Origin of the sequence: Paenibacillus sp. FSL k6-2145 (assembly GCF_037976585.1) — a bacterium.
Classification (GTDB): Bacteria; Bacillota; Bacilli; order Paenibacillales; family Paenibacillaceae; genus Paenibacillus.
Genome location: NZ_CP150267.1, coordinates 677,486 through 692,342, shown reverse-complemented (window position 1 = coordinate 692,342; position 14,857 = coordinate 677,486). Strand labels below are relative to the sequence as shown.

8 protein-coding genes are annotated in these 14,857 nt (G+C 47.9%); 5 read left to right on the top strand and 3 right to left on the bottom strand.

What is annotated here, in order from left to right; translation table 11 throughout:
- Positions 1–225 precede the first annotated feature (225 nt).
- The 3 genes from NZ043_RS03055 to NZ043_RS03045 all read right to left on the bottom strand — a co-directional run bounded on the left by NZ043_RS03055 (position 226) and on the right by NZ043_RS03045 (position 4,952).
- Positions 226–1,812, bottom strand: coding sequence for an oleate hydratase (locus tag NZ043_RS03055; protein WP_339310602.1), 1,587 nt, complete (start codon positions 1,810–1,812; stop codon positions 226–228).
- A gap of 154 nt (positions 1,813–1,966) precedes the next feature.
- Positions 1,967–2,602: a TetR/AcrR family transcriptional regulator C-terminal domain-containing protein gene (locus NZ043_RS03050; protein WP_339310599.1), complete on the bottom strand. Its 636-nt coding sequence runs from the start codon at positions 2,600–2,602 to the stop codon at positions 1,967–1,969.
- A 994-nt stretch (positions 2,603–3,596) separates the two neighbouring features.
- Entirely contained in the window at positions 3,597–4,952 is a 1,356-nt protein-coding gene (locus NZ043_RS03045) for a dipeptidase (RefSeq protein WP_133387100.1), read from the bottom strand.
- A 215-nt stretch (positions 4,953–5,167) separates the two neighbouring features.
- Between NZ043_RS03045 and NZ043_RS03040 the strand changes: the two genes are divergently transcribed.
- The 5 genes from NZ043_RS03040 (at position 5,168) to NZ043_RS03020 (ending at position 14,851) form a co-directional block, all read left to right on the top strand.
- The gene (locus NZ043_RS03040; protein WP_339310596.1) at positions 5,168–7,573 is read left to right on the top strand and encodes an AraC family transcriptional regulator; all 2,406 of its coding nucleotides are present in this window, start codon (positions 5,168–5,170) and stop codon (positions 7,571–7,573) included.
- 331 nt (positions 7,574–7,904) lie between these two features.
- The gene (locus NZ043_RS03035; RefSeq protein ID WP_165980409.1) at positions 7,905–8,834 is read left to right on the top strand and encodes a sugar ABC transporter permease; all 930 of its coding nucleotides are present in this window, start codon (positions 7,905–7,907) and stop codon (positions 8,832–8,834) included.
- 12 nt (positions 8,835–8,846) lie between these two features.
- A complete protein-coding gene (locus NZ043_RS03030) occupies positions 8,847–9,734 on the top strand; it encodes a carbohydrate ABC transporter permease (protein WP_091037661.1) in 888 nt (295 codons plus the stop codon).
- A gap of 18 nt (positions 9,735–9,752) precedes the next feature.
- Complete coding sequence (locus NZ043_RS03025; RefSeq protein WP_091037658.1) at positions 9,753–11,258, top strand: extracellular solute-binding protein; 1,506 nt, start codon at positions 9,753–9,755, stop codon at positions 11,256–11,258.
- Between the two features lie 239 nt (positions 11,259–11,497).
- Positions 11,498–14,851, top strand: coding sequence for a glycosyl hydrolase (locus tag NZ043_RS03020; RefSeq protein WP_339310593.1), 3,354 nt, complete (start codon positions 11,498–11,500; stop codon positions 14,849–14,851).
- Positions 14,852–14,857: the final 6 nt, after the last annotated feature.

Sequence of the window (14,857 nt, the reverse complement as noted above, 5' to 3'; positions counted from 1 at the left end):
ACTCCAAATAAGTTGTCTACGATTCGTTAGATTTTCAAACCTGCGAAATTTCAAGTAATAAGGCTTGTGAGGTTCTTTAGACGACAGTTGGCAATTTCCATGAAAGCTATGTGTTGGGTTTAGATAGTAAACGAGTAAACATAAAGAGAGAGTCCTGTCATAGCTGACGGAACTCTCTTTATTTGCTTTATACAATTCAACAACACACATTCTCTATATAAGCAATTATCTAAACGAAGTCACAAAACTGCTGAACAGCGTCCGGACATCATACTGATATTTATTGATCGGCTCAATCGGACGTTTCTCTCCAAGCAGGGTGTAGACGGCGATCCGTGCTGCCCGGACTGAATATTCTTCGGTGAATACCACGTCATCGGGAATTTCGCAGAATTGGCTGATAAAGGCCAGGTTGGTGGAGCCTTCAGGCACAACCTTAGGTCTGTCGCTATTCAGTCTTGGCATGAATTGGGCTGTAATGTAAGGCATCATACAAGGAATGCAGTTGGCGGTAGCCATGATCTCCTCTTGATGTTCTTGGAAATGAAGATGGCCGATCAACTCTTGCATAATCTCTTCCCCGGTACAGTCGCACATTCTTTTCTTCACGTAATCGCCCACGTTATCCGGATATAATCCGTATCCCCAGAATACGTTGACATGCTCCGGCTGACCACGGAAATGCGGTTGGAAGGCTAGAACGACAGACATGAACCAGCTGGAATCCTTGAAAGTAACCAGCGCGCCGGTACCTGCCCGGTTGCGTGTGAATTTCTCCATCAGATCAAAGAAGACCGAATCCTGGAAGGTGACCGTAAACGACTCCCATTTGGACTCATCCACATGATCATTAAAAGAAGAAGGGTTGCCCAGCATCGGTTTCTTGGCGGCAATGTTCTCCCACAGCTTCCATGAGCTGCCCTTGCCATTCAGTTTCGGGGCGGAAGTCATGGAGCCGATGTCGGCCCCTTCGGTCATCGAACCGTTTGTAACAATGACCAGATCACCCTCGTGGATGTCAATGACTTCCTCGGTACCATTCCGGCTCACATGCATCCGACTTACCGTAATGCCCTCGCCGTCTTTGAAATCCAGATCCGTGACGGTACATTTCAGCGTGAAATCTACGCCAAACGGTTCCAGATAATTATGCAATGGAAGGATGATCGAGTCATATTGGTTGAAGGGCGTGCGGGTAACGCCTTCCAGCGTCTGAATTCTCGGGAATTCGTGAAAAAAGCGAAGCATGTATCTTTTAAATTCCACGGCGCTGTGCCAAGGTTGGAAGGCAAAGGTGGTCGCCCACATATACCAAAAGTTTGTTTTAAAAAAGTGAGGGCCAAACCAGTCGTTGATGCGCAGTTTACCCAGCGTGTCTTCAGGAGTAATAATCAGTTTACCCATCGCCAGACGGTCCGCCATATCAAAGCCCATCGAGAGCACATCTTCGACCTTCCCGTCACGGTTGATGAGCCGTGCATTGGAATGTGTGGGATTGGCATCGTCAAATTCGGTAATTTCCTGTCGGACAGATATGCCTGGATGGTCGATGGAAGGGATGGAAGCCAGCAGCTCCCACAGATTCTCATAGGCCTCGTCATTGAGCATCCGCCCGCCGCGGATGATATATCCTTGATCAGGATTACCAGCCCCGTCATTGCTACCGCCGAGAATTGGCATTTCTTCGATAATGTGAATATGTTCTCCAGGAAAGCCACAATCTCTGACAAGATAAGCTGCACCCGCCAATGATGCAATGCCGCCGCCTACAAAATAGACCTGTTTATTACCATGTTCTTTCTTCACGATCATTCGCCTCCAAAGGGTTCTGTAATCACATCCCTAATGTAAACCTTGCAGGTCCCGTAAGGTATGATCAAAAGAAAGGGAGTGTCCATTTTTTGGTCACTTTTGGAAAAGTGTCTAAAGATTATGCGTAGATCACATGTAAAAAAAGCCGCACATCCTAATCGGATGGCAGCTTATTCTCATACTTGTGCAACGCCCTCAGGACACTGCCTTCGATCAGCTCACTGAGCTTCTGGATAATATGTTTGGGAGGTTCTCGCATGTCGCCCCTCATCCATTGGATAATCAGCCCTGTGAAGGCCAAGGTATAGAAGTTGGCGACGAACTCTTTGTCCTCACTGCGGACCTGTATCCCACAGGCCAGCTCATCAATAACACCCATGATCAGATCATGGGTTACTTCATAGAGGTATGTGTCCAAGTGGGTGCGCCCGAGCGAGTCGAGTGTATTGAAGCAGAACGTTTTATTGTTCTCGATGTAACAAAAGATTTTATGGAATCCGTCCGTCCATGTGCTGTAGCTTCGGTACTCCGTAAGGCTCTCTACCGCTTCAGTCTGATATATCCACCCAAGCAGCGCGTAAATATCCTGAAAATGATAATAAAAGGTTTGCCGGTTCACGCCGCAATGGTCAACCAGATGTTTGACCGTAATCTTGTTCAGCGGGGTGTGCTCCATCAGTGATTTAAGCGAGTGAGCCAGCGCATGTTTGGTTAAGTGAGAAGCAGACACAACATTCACCTCATCATTTTGGATTAGCTTGCTGGTATGCACCAGCAGGTAAACACTCATGGCAAAAGCCCCGCAGCGAAGTCACGAGTATAAGCAAGTCAAAACGCAGGAATCCGAAAGATCCTCCAATCCACAAAACCCCTGTAGCTATCAACATCTTCGTTACCCGATCCGCACCATATTCCATAAGGGTGCATCCTAAATATTGAATATCCATCGCTTCAAATAAACTCCTAAAGGCCACTTGTGTTGTCTCTATCACAATCCCTTAAAAGTTAGCCGTCGTCTAAAACCAGTCACAATAAAGAGCAACCATGGTAAAAGCCTGAAACCTAGTGAAGGAGACGTAATCAATCTAAAAAAACGGCCGATAAGGTCGCGTATATTATCTCTATAACACTAAACCATTAAAACCGAGACCCCGTCTATAAAATCAGTCATAGGAAGAACGATAACGAAATGATCGAGAAAAAATCGAAAAACTGTTCAGTAGCCCATCGTTTTGTGATCTATCACACTAACCTTCAAAGTTAAACCCATACCTTTAAAGAAGCCATAATAAAGCAAACTGTACGCAATGATCGATACAAAATTCAAAGAACGGCCTAAAGGTCACCATGTTTTTATCTCTAATACACTAACCCATTTAAAAGTAAGTCACCATCGTCTCCCTTCATAAAAAGCAGCCACGAAAAAACCACAATTTCACCAAAGAAAAAAGAAACAACTTCACCAAAAAAACAAAAAAAAGAAACAAATAAATCAAATAAATAAAAAAAGACGACCCGAAGGCCGTTCTTTTTTCTCCCCATTACACTAACCAATCAATAGTTAGGCTCAATCTTAAAATCAGTCTGCGAGAAGCTGCAACGTAGTGAAGGGGACGAAATCGATTCTGAAGAAGCGGAGCGTTCGCCTTTATCCCCGGATTTCTCCCTTTAGAAAGGGAATCAAGGAAATCCGGGGATAACAGCGATCAAAAGAACGATTCGGCCCCGGAACGTCCACTAGCACCTTGCCCCAGCACTTATTTTAGTAATGATGAGCCCGACTATTACAAACTCTTCAGAAACTGCACAATCGTCAACAACCCTTTATCAAAGTTCTCCAGGTTGAAGTGCTCGTTTGGTGCATGAAGGTTCTCATCCGGCAAACCAAAGCCCATCATAACAGCAGGGATTTCGAGTACACGTGAGAGCTTCTCAACAATCGGAATGGAGCCGCCATCTTTGGTAAAGAGGGCACGAACGCCATACACGTGCTCATACGCATCTGCCGCTTTTTGCAGAATTGGATTGGAAGGATCAGTGTTGAAAGCAAAAGCTTTTTCAATCTGTTTCACATGCAGCGTTGCACCCGGTTGAACGTGAGCGCGCAGATGTGCTTCGATACGATCCAATACATGTTGTGGATCTTGATCCGCCACAAGGCGGCATGTAATTTTGGCATGAGCTTCCTTTGGAATAACCGTTTTGCTACCTTCGCCTTGGAAACCGCCCCATACGCCGTTTAGTTCCAATGTTGGACGAGCGCCAACACGTTCCACGAACGAGTAACCTTCTTCGCCGTACAATTGCTCCAGTCCGAGGTCTTGACGAAGTTGTTCTTCATTGAAGCCCTGTTTCACAAATTCTTCTCTCATCTCAGGAGATAGTGGCAGAACGCCGTCGTAGAAACCATCTACACTCACACGGCCTTGCTCATCATGCAACGAAGCGAGCAGGGATACGAGTGCGTGCAGTGCGTTAGGTACACCACCACCAAATGAACCGGAGTGCAAGTCGGTATTGGCTGTGTTCAGATCTACGTGAAGCGAGCAGAGGCCGCGCAGGCCAGTGGAGATCGCCGGTTTACCTTTTTCAAGCAGGGACGTATCCGAGATCAGTACCATGTCTGCACGCAGCTTGTCTGTATGTTCATTAAGATAGATGGGCAAGTTCGGGCTGGAGATTTCCTCTTCGCCTTCGATACAGAACTTGATGTTAACCGGAAGTTCTTTGTTTTCGGCAAGAATGGCTTCTACTGCCTTGATATGTAGGAAAATCTGTCCTTTGTCATCCGTCGCACCACGGGCGAACAGCTTCCCATCACGAACGGTAGGTTCGAAAGGAGGTGTCTCCCACAGGTTAAGCGGATCAACTGGTTGTACATCATAGTGTCCATAGATCAGCGCTGTCGGTTTGCCGGGTGCATGCAGGTGATCTGCATAGACAATCGGATGTCCAGCCGTTTGAATGACCTCTACGTTTTCCATGCCTGCACGTGTGAGCGCATCTGCTGCCCATTGTGCTGCACGATTAACATCCTCTTTATGCTCGGAAATGGCGGAAATACTTGGAATGGACAACCATTCATTCAGTTCTGCCAGGTGTTTTTCTCTATTTTGTTCAAAATAAGTCTGTTCTTTCATTAAAAAGGCCTCCTTCATGTTTGCTTTATCTCATTGTAATCCATTTTGTCATGTTAATAAAACATTGGTTAAAAAAATGATCGGTTACAGATCGTTTCATTCACCTGAGGATTGTGCGTATAATACAAGAAAAGGATTTCATCCATATATTCTCAGGGGAGTTGAGGAAGTTTCCATGACAGTCAGACCCGATGCAAGCAGGCAGGTGAGCAGCGATGGAACCGACTAGGAGCGATCGAATATTTGGCAGATTCAAGCGATTATCCGATCTGAAGGCTGGAAGGCATAAAGGACGATTTTATCGAAACAGCCTGATGCTGATTTTACTCATTGCCAGCATTCCCGGGCTAATCACAGGTATCGTCATGTATCAACAGGTGGTTGGCCGAATGGAGACCGAGTTCAATCAGATGCATCAGAACCAGATCGAGAACCGTGCACGCAATGTGGATGACCAGCTGGCTTATCTGGAGATGAACTTATCCCATTGGGCTTTTGAACCGAGGTTTGGCAATGCTTTGCGAACGCTGGATTTTGTATATTATTTCAATGAAACGCAGGAGATTGTGACTACCTTATACGTATTACAAGGTTCCCATCCACTGATCAAGTCAGCACAGCTGTATTTGCAGGAACCAAAGCCAATCTTGTTTAATCGGGATTATACCGAGTTGAACGATGAAGCCAAAGTACAAGCCTATGATCGATACCTTTCCATGGGTAACCACGTGTACTGGACAGACTGGGTTTCCAGCATCAACAGAGATACCGAACCTTCGACTAACGATAGTCCACTGCATACGGATGCAGGCAATGCACTTGTTCTAGTACATAAGATACCAGGCGAGAGCATTAATCCGTTTGGTGCACTGATCATCACGCTGGATAACGAGAAAGTTGCCAGTTTATTGAAAACGCTTACTCCTTATGACGAAGGTTTGACGTTCCTCATGGATCAGGAAGGTAACACACTGGTTACCGGAAATCCGGGAACGGCGGGAGAGACTTCTGCTTTTGAGCAGCAGCTAAAAGAAGAAGTAGCCCTGCATGCGGGCAGCCGCTCATTCCTGTTCCGATATGAGGATCAGACCTATTCTGTCTCATACGGTTCATTGAGTCGGATCGATTCAGACTGGACTTACGTCTCCGCAGCACCTTTGACCTCAGTCACTTCGCCAGTTAAACTGGTGTCCAAAATCATCGTCATTGCGAGTATAGGCAGTCTCATCCTGGGATTATTGTTATCCTGGTTTGCTTCACGCCGCATATATTCACCTGTAGCGCGGATGCTGCATCTGCTTACGCCTGGCAGAAACGAAACCACACCAACGGATGCCAAGCTGGATGAGTTTGAGCTGCTGGAGCAACAGTGGAACGAACTGACCTCCCGCAGTGTTACGGCACATCGCCAGTTGCAGGAGCAGCTTCCCCATCTGCGCGACAGCTTTGTCCTACAACTTGTACAGGGGCATCTATATGCCTATAACGAGCAGGATCTCCAGCAGCGCATGCGTCATCTTGGATTTGAGCTGGAGGGCCAGCAGTATTTGCTGGTGCAGATGTATTTTACGGGGTATGAGCAGCTGCAAGGCAGATTTGGGAGCCAGGACACGGGATTAGTCACCTTTGCAGCCGTGAATATCACTCAGGAAGTGGCAAAGAATTATTTTAGACAGATCAGTGTCATGAATTTTCATGACCTGTCTTCCGCCATGCTTGTGATTGCTCCCCAGGACGAACCTGTGAAATCACAAGCGATGTTATGGGGGCAGGAGCTTGTGGAGGTCATTGGAAGAACACTCAAACTGAAGGTGACTTTGATGATCAGTCGCCCAGCAGCTTCACTTCAGGAACTGCCCGGACGATTCGTTGAGATGGAACAGGCCGTGGCTTATCGCAGTGTGGAGGAAGGAAGTCAGATTCTCGATCTGGAGGATGAGGCGTGTTTCCGCAGAAATGAAGCAGCTTCCTATCCACTTGGGCTGGAACGGGAGTTGTTACAGGCGGTCAGGCTGGGCAAACAAGCCGAAGCAGAACGTGTGCTGGAACAATTCATGAGTGAGATTACGCGGACGGGCAGTACCGAATTTCAGGTGCAACAGATGATGCTTCAATTGCTCGGCAGTATTCAGCACATGATGTTGCAAACGGGTGTCACACCTTATAAGCTGTTTGGTGGTTACAACATGTATGAGCAACTATCCGGTATTCGTGAACCTGTACAGATGAGGCAGTGGATGATGAATGAGGTATTCATACCGTATATACAAGAGGTTGAGGTACGATCGCAGGAACCGCTGAAACTGGTGGTGGAACGAACGATGTTGTATATCGATACACATTACCGTAGCGACATTTCGCTGGAAAACTGTGCTGACGAGGAGCAGATGACACCCTATGCACTGAGTAAGGCTTTCAAACAGGTTTCAGGCATTAATTTTATTGATTATCTGACACGTGTGAGAATGGATGCGGCGAAGCAATTGTTACGTGAGACAACGATGAAAATCAATGATGTTGCGGCGGCTGTGGGATATCAGCACAGTTATTTTAATCGGATCTTCAAGAAACAGGAGGGAGTTACCCCGAGTCAGTATCGCGATCAATGGTTTGGACAATAACCTTTTATATCTTTGTCATTTCAGACTGGCATCCAGCTTTAGTGGATGTCGGTTTTCTTTTTTTTACCGTGATACAAAGAAGGATAAACCCGCAAAAATGTGCAATTCTACCTGCTACGTTATGTTCAGTTTCTTGTGGAAATGGCGTTATAGCGGGCTTTCCGACCATCATGCCGTAGCAATGCAAAAAATGAAGGTTGCTGGAAAAAGATCGGCTGTATAGTCTGAATAACAGGCCAATTGATAACGCTTACATATTTGAGGGAGGGGAGACATGATGAACGGGAAGACGGACTGGAATACCAACGGTACTGCAACTGCTCAAGCGGATATGGCAACAATGCCATTAAAACAGGAGTCCAATTGGAAAAGACAGATTAAACGAAACAAATGGTTATATGTGCTTGTGCTTCCCGGCTTTTTGTACTTTGTCATCTTTAAATACTTGCCCATGTGGGGGATCATCATTGCCTTTCAGGACTACCAGCCTTTCCTGGGCATCCGGGAGAGTAACTGGGTGGGGTTAGAGAACTTTACGAACTTTTTCTCCAACCCGGACTTCTTCCGACTATTACGCAATACATTGGTCCTTGCCCTGTATGATCTTATCTTCTTTTTCCCGGCACCGATCATTATCGCATTGTTATTAAATGAAATTCGAGTCGCTTTCTTCAAAAGAACGATTCAAACGCTGGTTTATGTACCCCATTTTGTATCCATGGTGATTATCGCCAGTATCACGTATGTGTTCCTGACCCCCCAAGGCGGGGTGTTATACGACCTGATCGCCTGGATTACAGGCAAGCCCATTGATGTACTCTCCAGTCCAGGTTCGTTCCGTCCGCTCATTATTGTGCAGATGATGTGGAAGGAGATGGGATGGGGCACGATCATTTTCCTTGCTGCCCTCGCAGGTGTAGATACGGAACAATATGAAGCCTCCATTGTGGATGGTGCAGGACGGTTACGGCGGATGTGGCATATCACACTTCCAGCCATTCGTACGACCATAGTCATTTTGCTCATTCTCAGACTGGGGAACTTCCTCGATACCGGATTTGAGCAGATCTATCTGATGACCAACTCTCTCAACCGGGATGTCGCTGACGTCTTTGATACGTATGTGTACACGGTGGGGATCACGCAAGGTGCATTCAGTTACAGTACCGCTGTTGGACTATTCAAGTCTGTGGTGGGGATTATCCTGGTGCTCGGCAGTAATAAACTTGCGAAAAAATTCGGTCACCCCGGAATTTATTAAGGAGGAGCGCCCATGAACAGCCGTCTATACAACAGCCCTGCCGGCAAGGTTTTTGATATCTTCAATTACGTCATGCTGGGGATTCTGGGCATATTAACCGTCCTTCCTTTCCTGTATATTATAGGGAATTCTTTCGCAACAGAAGCCGAGATCACCGAACGCAGTTTCTTCCTCATTCCGAAGGTGTTTTCCTTCAGCGCGTATGAGTATATCTTTTCCTCGTCCACGATCTTTCGCAGTATTGGTGTTTCCATTTTCATCACGGTGGCAGGTACACTGGTCAATCTGTTCTTCACATTAACGATGGCCTATCCACTATCCAGAAGTGACTTCTGGGGCCGTAATGTCATGATGAATATGGTGATCTTCTCGATGTTATTCGGCGGTGGTATGATCCCAACGTATCTCGTCATTCGTGGACTGGGACTGCTTGATTCCTACTGGGCCCTTATGCTTCCTGGCGCGATCAGCGCTTTTAACTTAATTGTTGTCAAAAACTTTTTTCAGCAAATGCCGCCTGGGCTGGAGGAAGCGGCCCACATCGACGGCTGTTCGGATCTTGGGGTGCTGTGGCGAATTGTTCTGCCTTTATCCAAACCGGTCATCGCCACGTTTGCCTTATTCTACGCCGTAGGACATTGGAACAATTTTTTCTCAGCACTGCTGTACATTTCCGATAGTGACAAATGGCCGCTACAAGTCATGTTGAGACAGATCGTATTGCTCTCGCAGGCCAGTGTCGGAGATATGGCGAACATGGACCCCAATTTTGTACAGCCACCAGAGCAGTCGATCAAAATGGCGGTAATCGTTGTAGGTACAATTCCGATTTTGCTGGTGTATCCGTTTTTGCAGAAGCATTTTGCCAAAGGTGTCATGTTAGGTTCAATCAAAGGCTAAAGCCAAGGGGGAGAACGTATGGGACAAAAAACGGGATTCAAAAAAGGTGCACTGTTACTCTCTGCGTCACTGGTACTAAGTACAATTCTGGGAGCATGCTCCACGGACAAAGCAGGTTCAGGAACCGCTGGTGGTGGCACAGACGAAATTACCATTATGCTGCCGAACTTTGAAGCGGAGAATCCGCCGGAGAACAGCCCGGTCATCCAGAAACTTGAGGAATTGACCAAGGTGGATGTGAACCTGCAGTGGGTGCCAAGCAGCTCGTACGAAGACAAATTCAACATCACATTGGCCTCGGGAAAGCTTCCTCAGATTATGGTGGTGTTAGGGAAGTCCCCAAGTTTCATTAATGCGGCCCGAACCGGGGCTTTCTGGGAGCTGGGTCCTTATCTGAAAGACTATCCGAATCTGAGTCAAATGAATGAAATCATCACCAACAATGCGTCAATCGATGGTAAAACCTATGGGATCTACCGGGCACGGGCCCTGGGACGTAATGGGGTTACAATCCGCAAAGATTGGCTGGAGAATCTGGGGCTGGAAGAGCCGAAGACGATTGATGAATTTTACAATGTGTTGAAAGCGTTCACGAAGGATGATCCGGACGGTAACGGCAAAGATGATACGTACGGTCTGGTTGCCAGCAAATTCACGGGCCCGTGGGATAACATGCAGGTATGGTTTGGTGCGCCCAACAAATGGGGAGATGATGGCAGTGGAGGTCTGATCCCGGCGCATGAGACACCAGAATACATGGAAGCCCTGAAATTTTTCCGGCAAATTTATAGTGAGGGTCTGGTCAACAAGGACTTTGCCGTGATGGATGCAACGAAACTGCCTGATCCATTTGTGAATGGGCAAGCCGGTGTCATGGTGGATGTAGCAGATAATGCCCAGCGCATGGATCAGAAAATACTCGATAAAGACCCTAATGCGACAGGACGTGTGGATGTGCTGCAAGCGATGGAAGGTCCAAAGGGATTACGTGATATGCCAACGTCCGGTTACTCTGGCCTGATTGCGATCTCCAAAAGCAGTGTCAAAACGGAAGAAGACCTGAAGAAGGTACTGAGCTTTCTGGATCAGCTGAATGAACCGGAATTGCAGGCATTGTTGTACAACGGACTGGAAGGCAAGCAGTATGAGAAAAAAGAAGACTACATCATACCGAGCACTGACAAGCTTGCGCTCCGCGACCTACAGGGTTTAAACCAGATTTTGATGTTTGTGCCGGAAGACAGAACGCTTCGTGTACAACAGACACCTGTCCGTGAAAAGGTTGCACAGGTGCAGAAAGCCAACGAAGAGATTGTCATCGCCAATCCTGGCGAACCGCTGATCTCTGATGTTTACGCCCAGAAAGGACCGCAGCTGGACAATATCATTAACGATGCGCGGATCAAATATATCGTAGGTCAGATTGATGAGAAAGGATTCGAAGATGCTGTTGCCCTGTGGAAGAACAACGGCGGAGATGATTATGTGAAAGAAGTTAATGAACTGTACGCTGCACTGAAGTAGTCGTATAAGCCAGAGCCCGGTAGCCGTGCTTTCAGTGTAGCGGAAACAGCCGGGCTTTTCTTATCGCTTTGTTGGCTTGATCCGTGAACAAAATTTCATCCAACTTTCTGGAAATTATGACTTCCTGAATATGGTTTTTGATGTATAATCAAAACGAAAAAAACCTATTTGAACTGAAATGAACGGTATTGGTAAAGCTGGTTACCATACACTCTTGAACATGCAGGGAGGAAGGCAACATGTGGAACGGGGATGCTTTTGAAAATCCCGAGGCGCAGTACAGGGTCCATCCCTTTTGGTTCTGGAATGGGGATATGGAAGAAGAGCAGATTAAGCGGCAGGTGGCTGAGATGGCCACGCAAGGTGTAGGCGGATTCTTCATCTGTCCGCGTCAGGGACTACAGATTCCCTATCTCTCTGAAGCATGGTTCGATAAGGTGCGGGTTGCAGTGCAGGCAGCTGCCGACCATGGCATGCAGGTATGGTTATATGACGAATATCCATATCCGAGCGGGATGGCTGGCGGAGAAGTGACCCTTGATTTCCCTGGAGCGAAGCAGCGACAGCTCATACATCACCAGCTGGTGGTTCAGGGCGGAGAAGCTGTGGATCTGGAGTTGCCATGGGGACGAGTGTTGGTTGCCAAGGCGATTCCCAAGGATGCACAGGGCAAACGGTTGTGGCAGGAATCCATTGACTTGCGCAGTAAAATCGGCAATATCCAGACCGATCAAGTCTATCAGGAGACAGGACTCACCTCGTATAATCGTAAGCGGTTTTTCACCTACCGAACAGCATTCCGCTTGTTGTGGGATGTTCCCGCAGGTGATTGGGAGATGGTTGTTTTCCAGGAAAAAGAGATCGACGATTTCAAATATTACGGCAACTTCGTTGATCCTTGCCACAAGGAAGCGATGAGCCGATTTATTGAACTGACACATGAGCGTTATAAGTCAGCGGTTGGAGATCAATTTGAAAGCGTGATCAAAGGTATGTTCTCGGATGAAATCGCACCGCTGGGCCGTATCCCCTGGTCACCACAGCTTCCCCGTTATTTCAGTGAGCGTTGTGGTTATAGTCTGATCGATTCGCTACCGGCTCTGCTATATGGCGATGTTCCGGACGCGCATCGGATTCGGTATGACTATTACCAGTCACTCCATCTGCTTCTCAGGGAGTCCTATCACAAACAGGTGCATGACTGGTGTGAGGAAGCAGGAATCCAGTATGCGGCTGAGGTGCCTGGCGTACGGATGACCACCCAGTTGTTCAGCCATATGCCAGGCGGTGATTCGGCACATGAGAAAATCGGACGGTCCTTATCGTGGATTCTGGAACGATATGGCCAAAAGATGCGTGACAATCCCAAGATGGTCAGTTCGCTTGCCCGGCAGTTGGGCCGAGGCCGCAATCTGATTGAATGTTTTCACAGTGTAGGCTGGTCCATGACGCTACAGGATGCCAAGTGGATGATTGATCGCATGGCTGCCATGGGCACCAATTTCTATAACTTTCACGCCTTTTTCTATACGATTGGTGGGCTTGCGAAGCATGACGCACCACCGTCTCAATTTTTGCAGAATCCCTACTGGAAGCATTTCCGGCAGTTGGGGGATTACACCGGACGGTTGAGTTATCTCATGAGCACCGGAACAGCAGACATTCGTATCGCCGTACTTGACCCAACGACGACACTCTGGAGTCTGATGGGTAATCCGCTGCATGGATTTGAGTATAGCGGCGAAGACGAATTAGAACGGGCGCAACTGGAGCGTCTGACGAAGGACTGGATGCGGATTACTACCCATTTACTCGAAAACAGACGAGATTATGATCACCTTGACCCCGAATTGTTGGCTGAAGCTGACTTAACGGATGGCACCATTCGGATCGGCGTTGCCCGTTATGACGTATTAATTCTCCCACCGATGCTGAATCTGGAGGCCGCGGCCTGGGAACAGGTGAAGAGATTCGTTCAGCAGGGAGGAACTGTTATTTCTGTTGGGATGCCTCCGCATATTGCGATTCAGCCGGGAAGTCCGGAGGGAGAGGAAGCTGCCCAGTTCTTTGGTGCGGGCGAGCAGCCTCAAGAAGTGTACTGGGGCCGTAACGTGACAACAGATCATGATAACCGTGAAACCATGTGGCATCAGGGTGAGGGGAATGCCTTTTTTCTACCCGCAGGAACGGGGCAGGGAGATGACTTTTCGCTGGAGCTAATCTCTCTCCTGCTCGATCAGGTATTGCCCGAACCCATCTGTTGGATAATGGAGGAGGAAAGTGCATCTCTGCTGATGCACACCCGTCAATTGTCGGCTGGGGAGCACATGGTTTTCTTGACCAATCAGGAGGGGCAGAATCTGAAGGGGCAATTGAAGGTGGTCGCCAGACAGCTGTGGGATGGAGAGGAGCTGGCAGAGAACGCTTGTCTGGTGGCAGAACGACTCGATCTGGAGACAGGGCAGCTTCAGGCATTGCCGTATACGAGCAGTGGCGGGGAATGGTGCATTGCGCTAACGCTCGCGCCTTACGAAGCGCATGCTCTACGCCTTACTTTACAACCTGCGAAGGAAGAGGCATTAACAATGAAGGTGGATGTAGCAGACAAAACGGGTTCGGCGTTTGTAACGGATGTATCGGCAGGAGCGAATCAGGCCCGTAAGATCAGAGTTCCTTCAGAAGGGCCATGGCGAATGGAAACGGTGCAGTCTAACATCCTGCGAATGGGACAATTCCATCTTCTCGCCTCCAATGATCACGGTGTAATTCTGGAAAGCCAGCATGTAGCTGTGAAACCGTTTATTGATCAGGCGGCAGAATTATCGGAACAGCAGCATCTGCCAATCCAGTTTAATCAGGTATTTGGCACACCGAAAAAGGCATCCGTTGCTTACCCGATCGAGTGCCGTTATACGACCACATTTGAGCTGAGAACGGCATTGCCTGCATGCCTTTTATTCATGGACAGAGCGGCGATCTCGGGCACTTGGTCCATGGAAATTAATGGGCAACCACTTGGAAAAGAACAGTTCGATCCAATCGAAATAACCGACCACAATAACATCGCTTGTGATATTACGGAGCTGCTGCACAGCGGTCTCAACGAAATGACGGTGAGTGTGCAGGTAACGAAAGATGAGGATGGTATCGTTGATCCCTTGTATCTACAGGGAAGATTCGGCGTGGAGTTCCATCATGAAGGCATGGCTTCGCTTGTACGGGAGTCGGATACGGCCCTTCGTATCGGACCCGAACCGCAGCCACTGTATCCCCATTTTTCCGGGGAAATGAGTTATAAACGCACGTTCTGGTTGGATGAGCCAGGGGAAGATATGACCACGTTTGAACTGGGATTCAGCGATTGGCGGGTACAGGATGTGGTGGAAGTGCGGGTAAACGGGCATAGCCTGGGTGTACGATGCTGGTCTCCGTATCGCTGGAAGGGAGAGGTCTCCTGGTTGCGTCCGGGAGATAACGACATTGAAGTTCGGATTACCAACACATTGATTGGCCTGCTGGAAGGTACGTATTTTGATTCGGAACATCATCGATTACAGGATGCCGGTCATGTACCTTTTGCAGAATTCGGATAAAGGAGT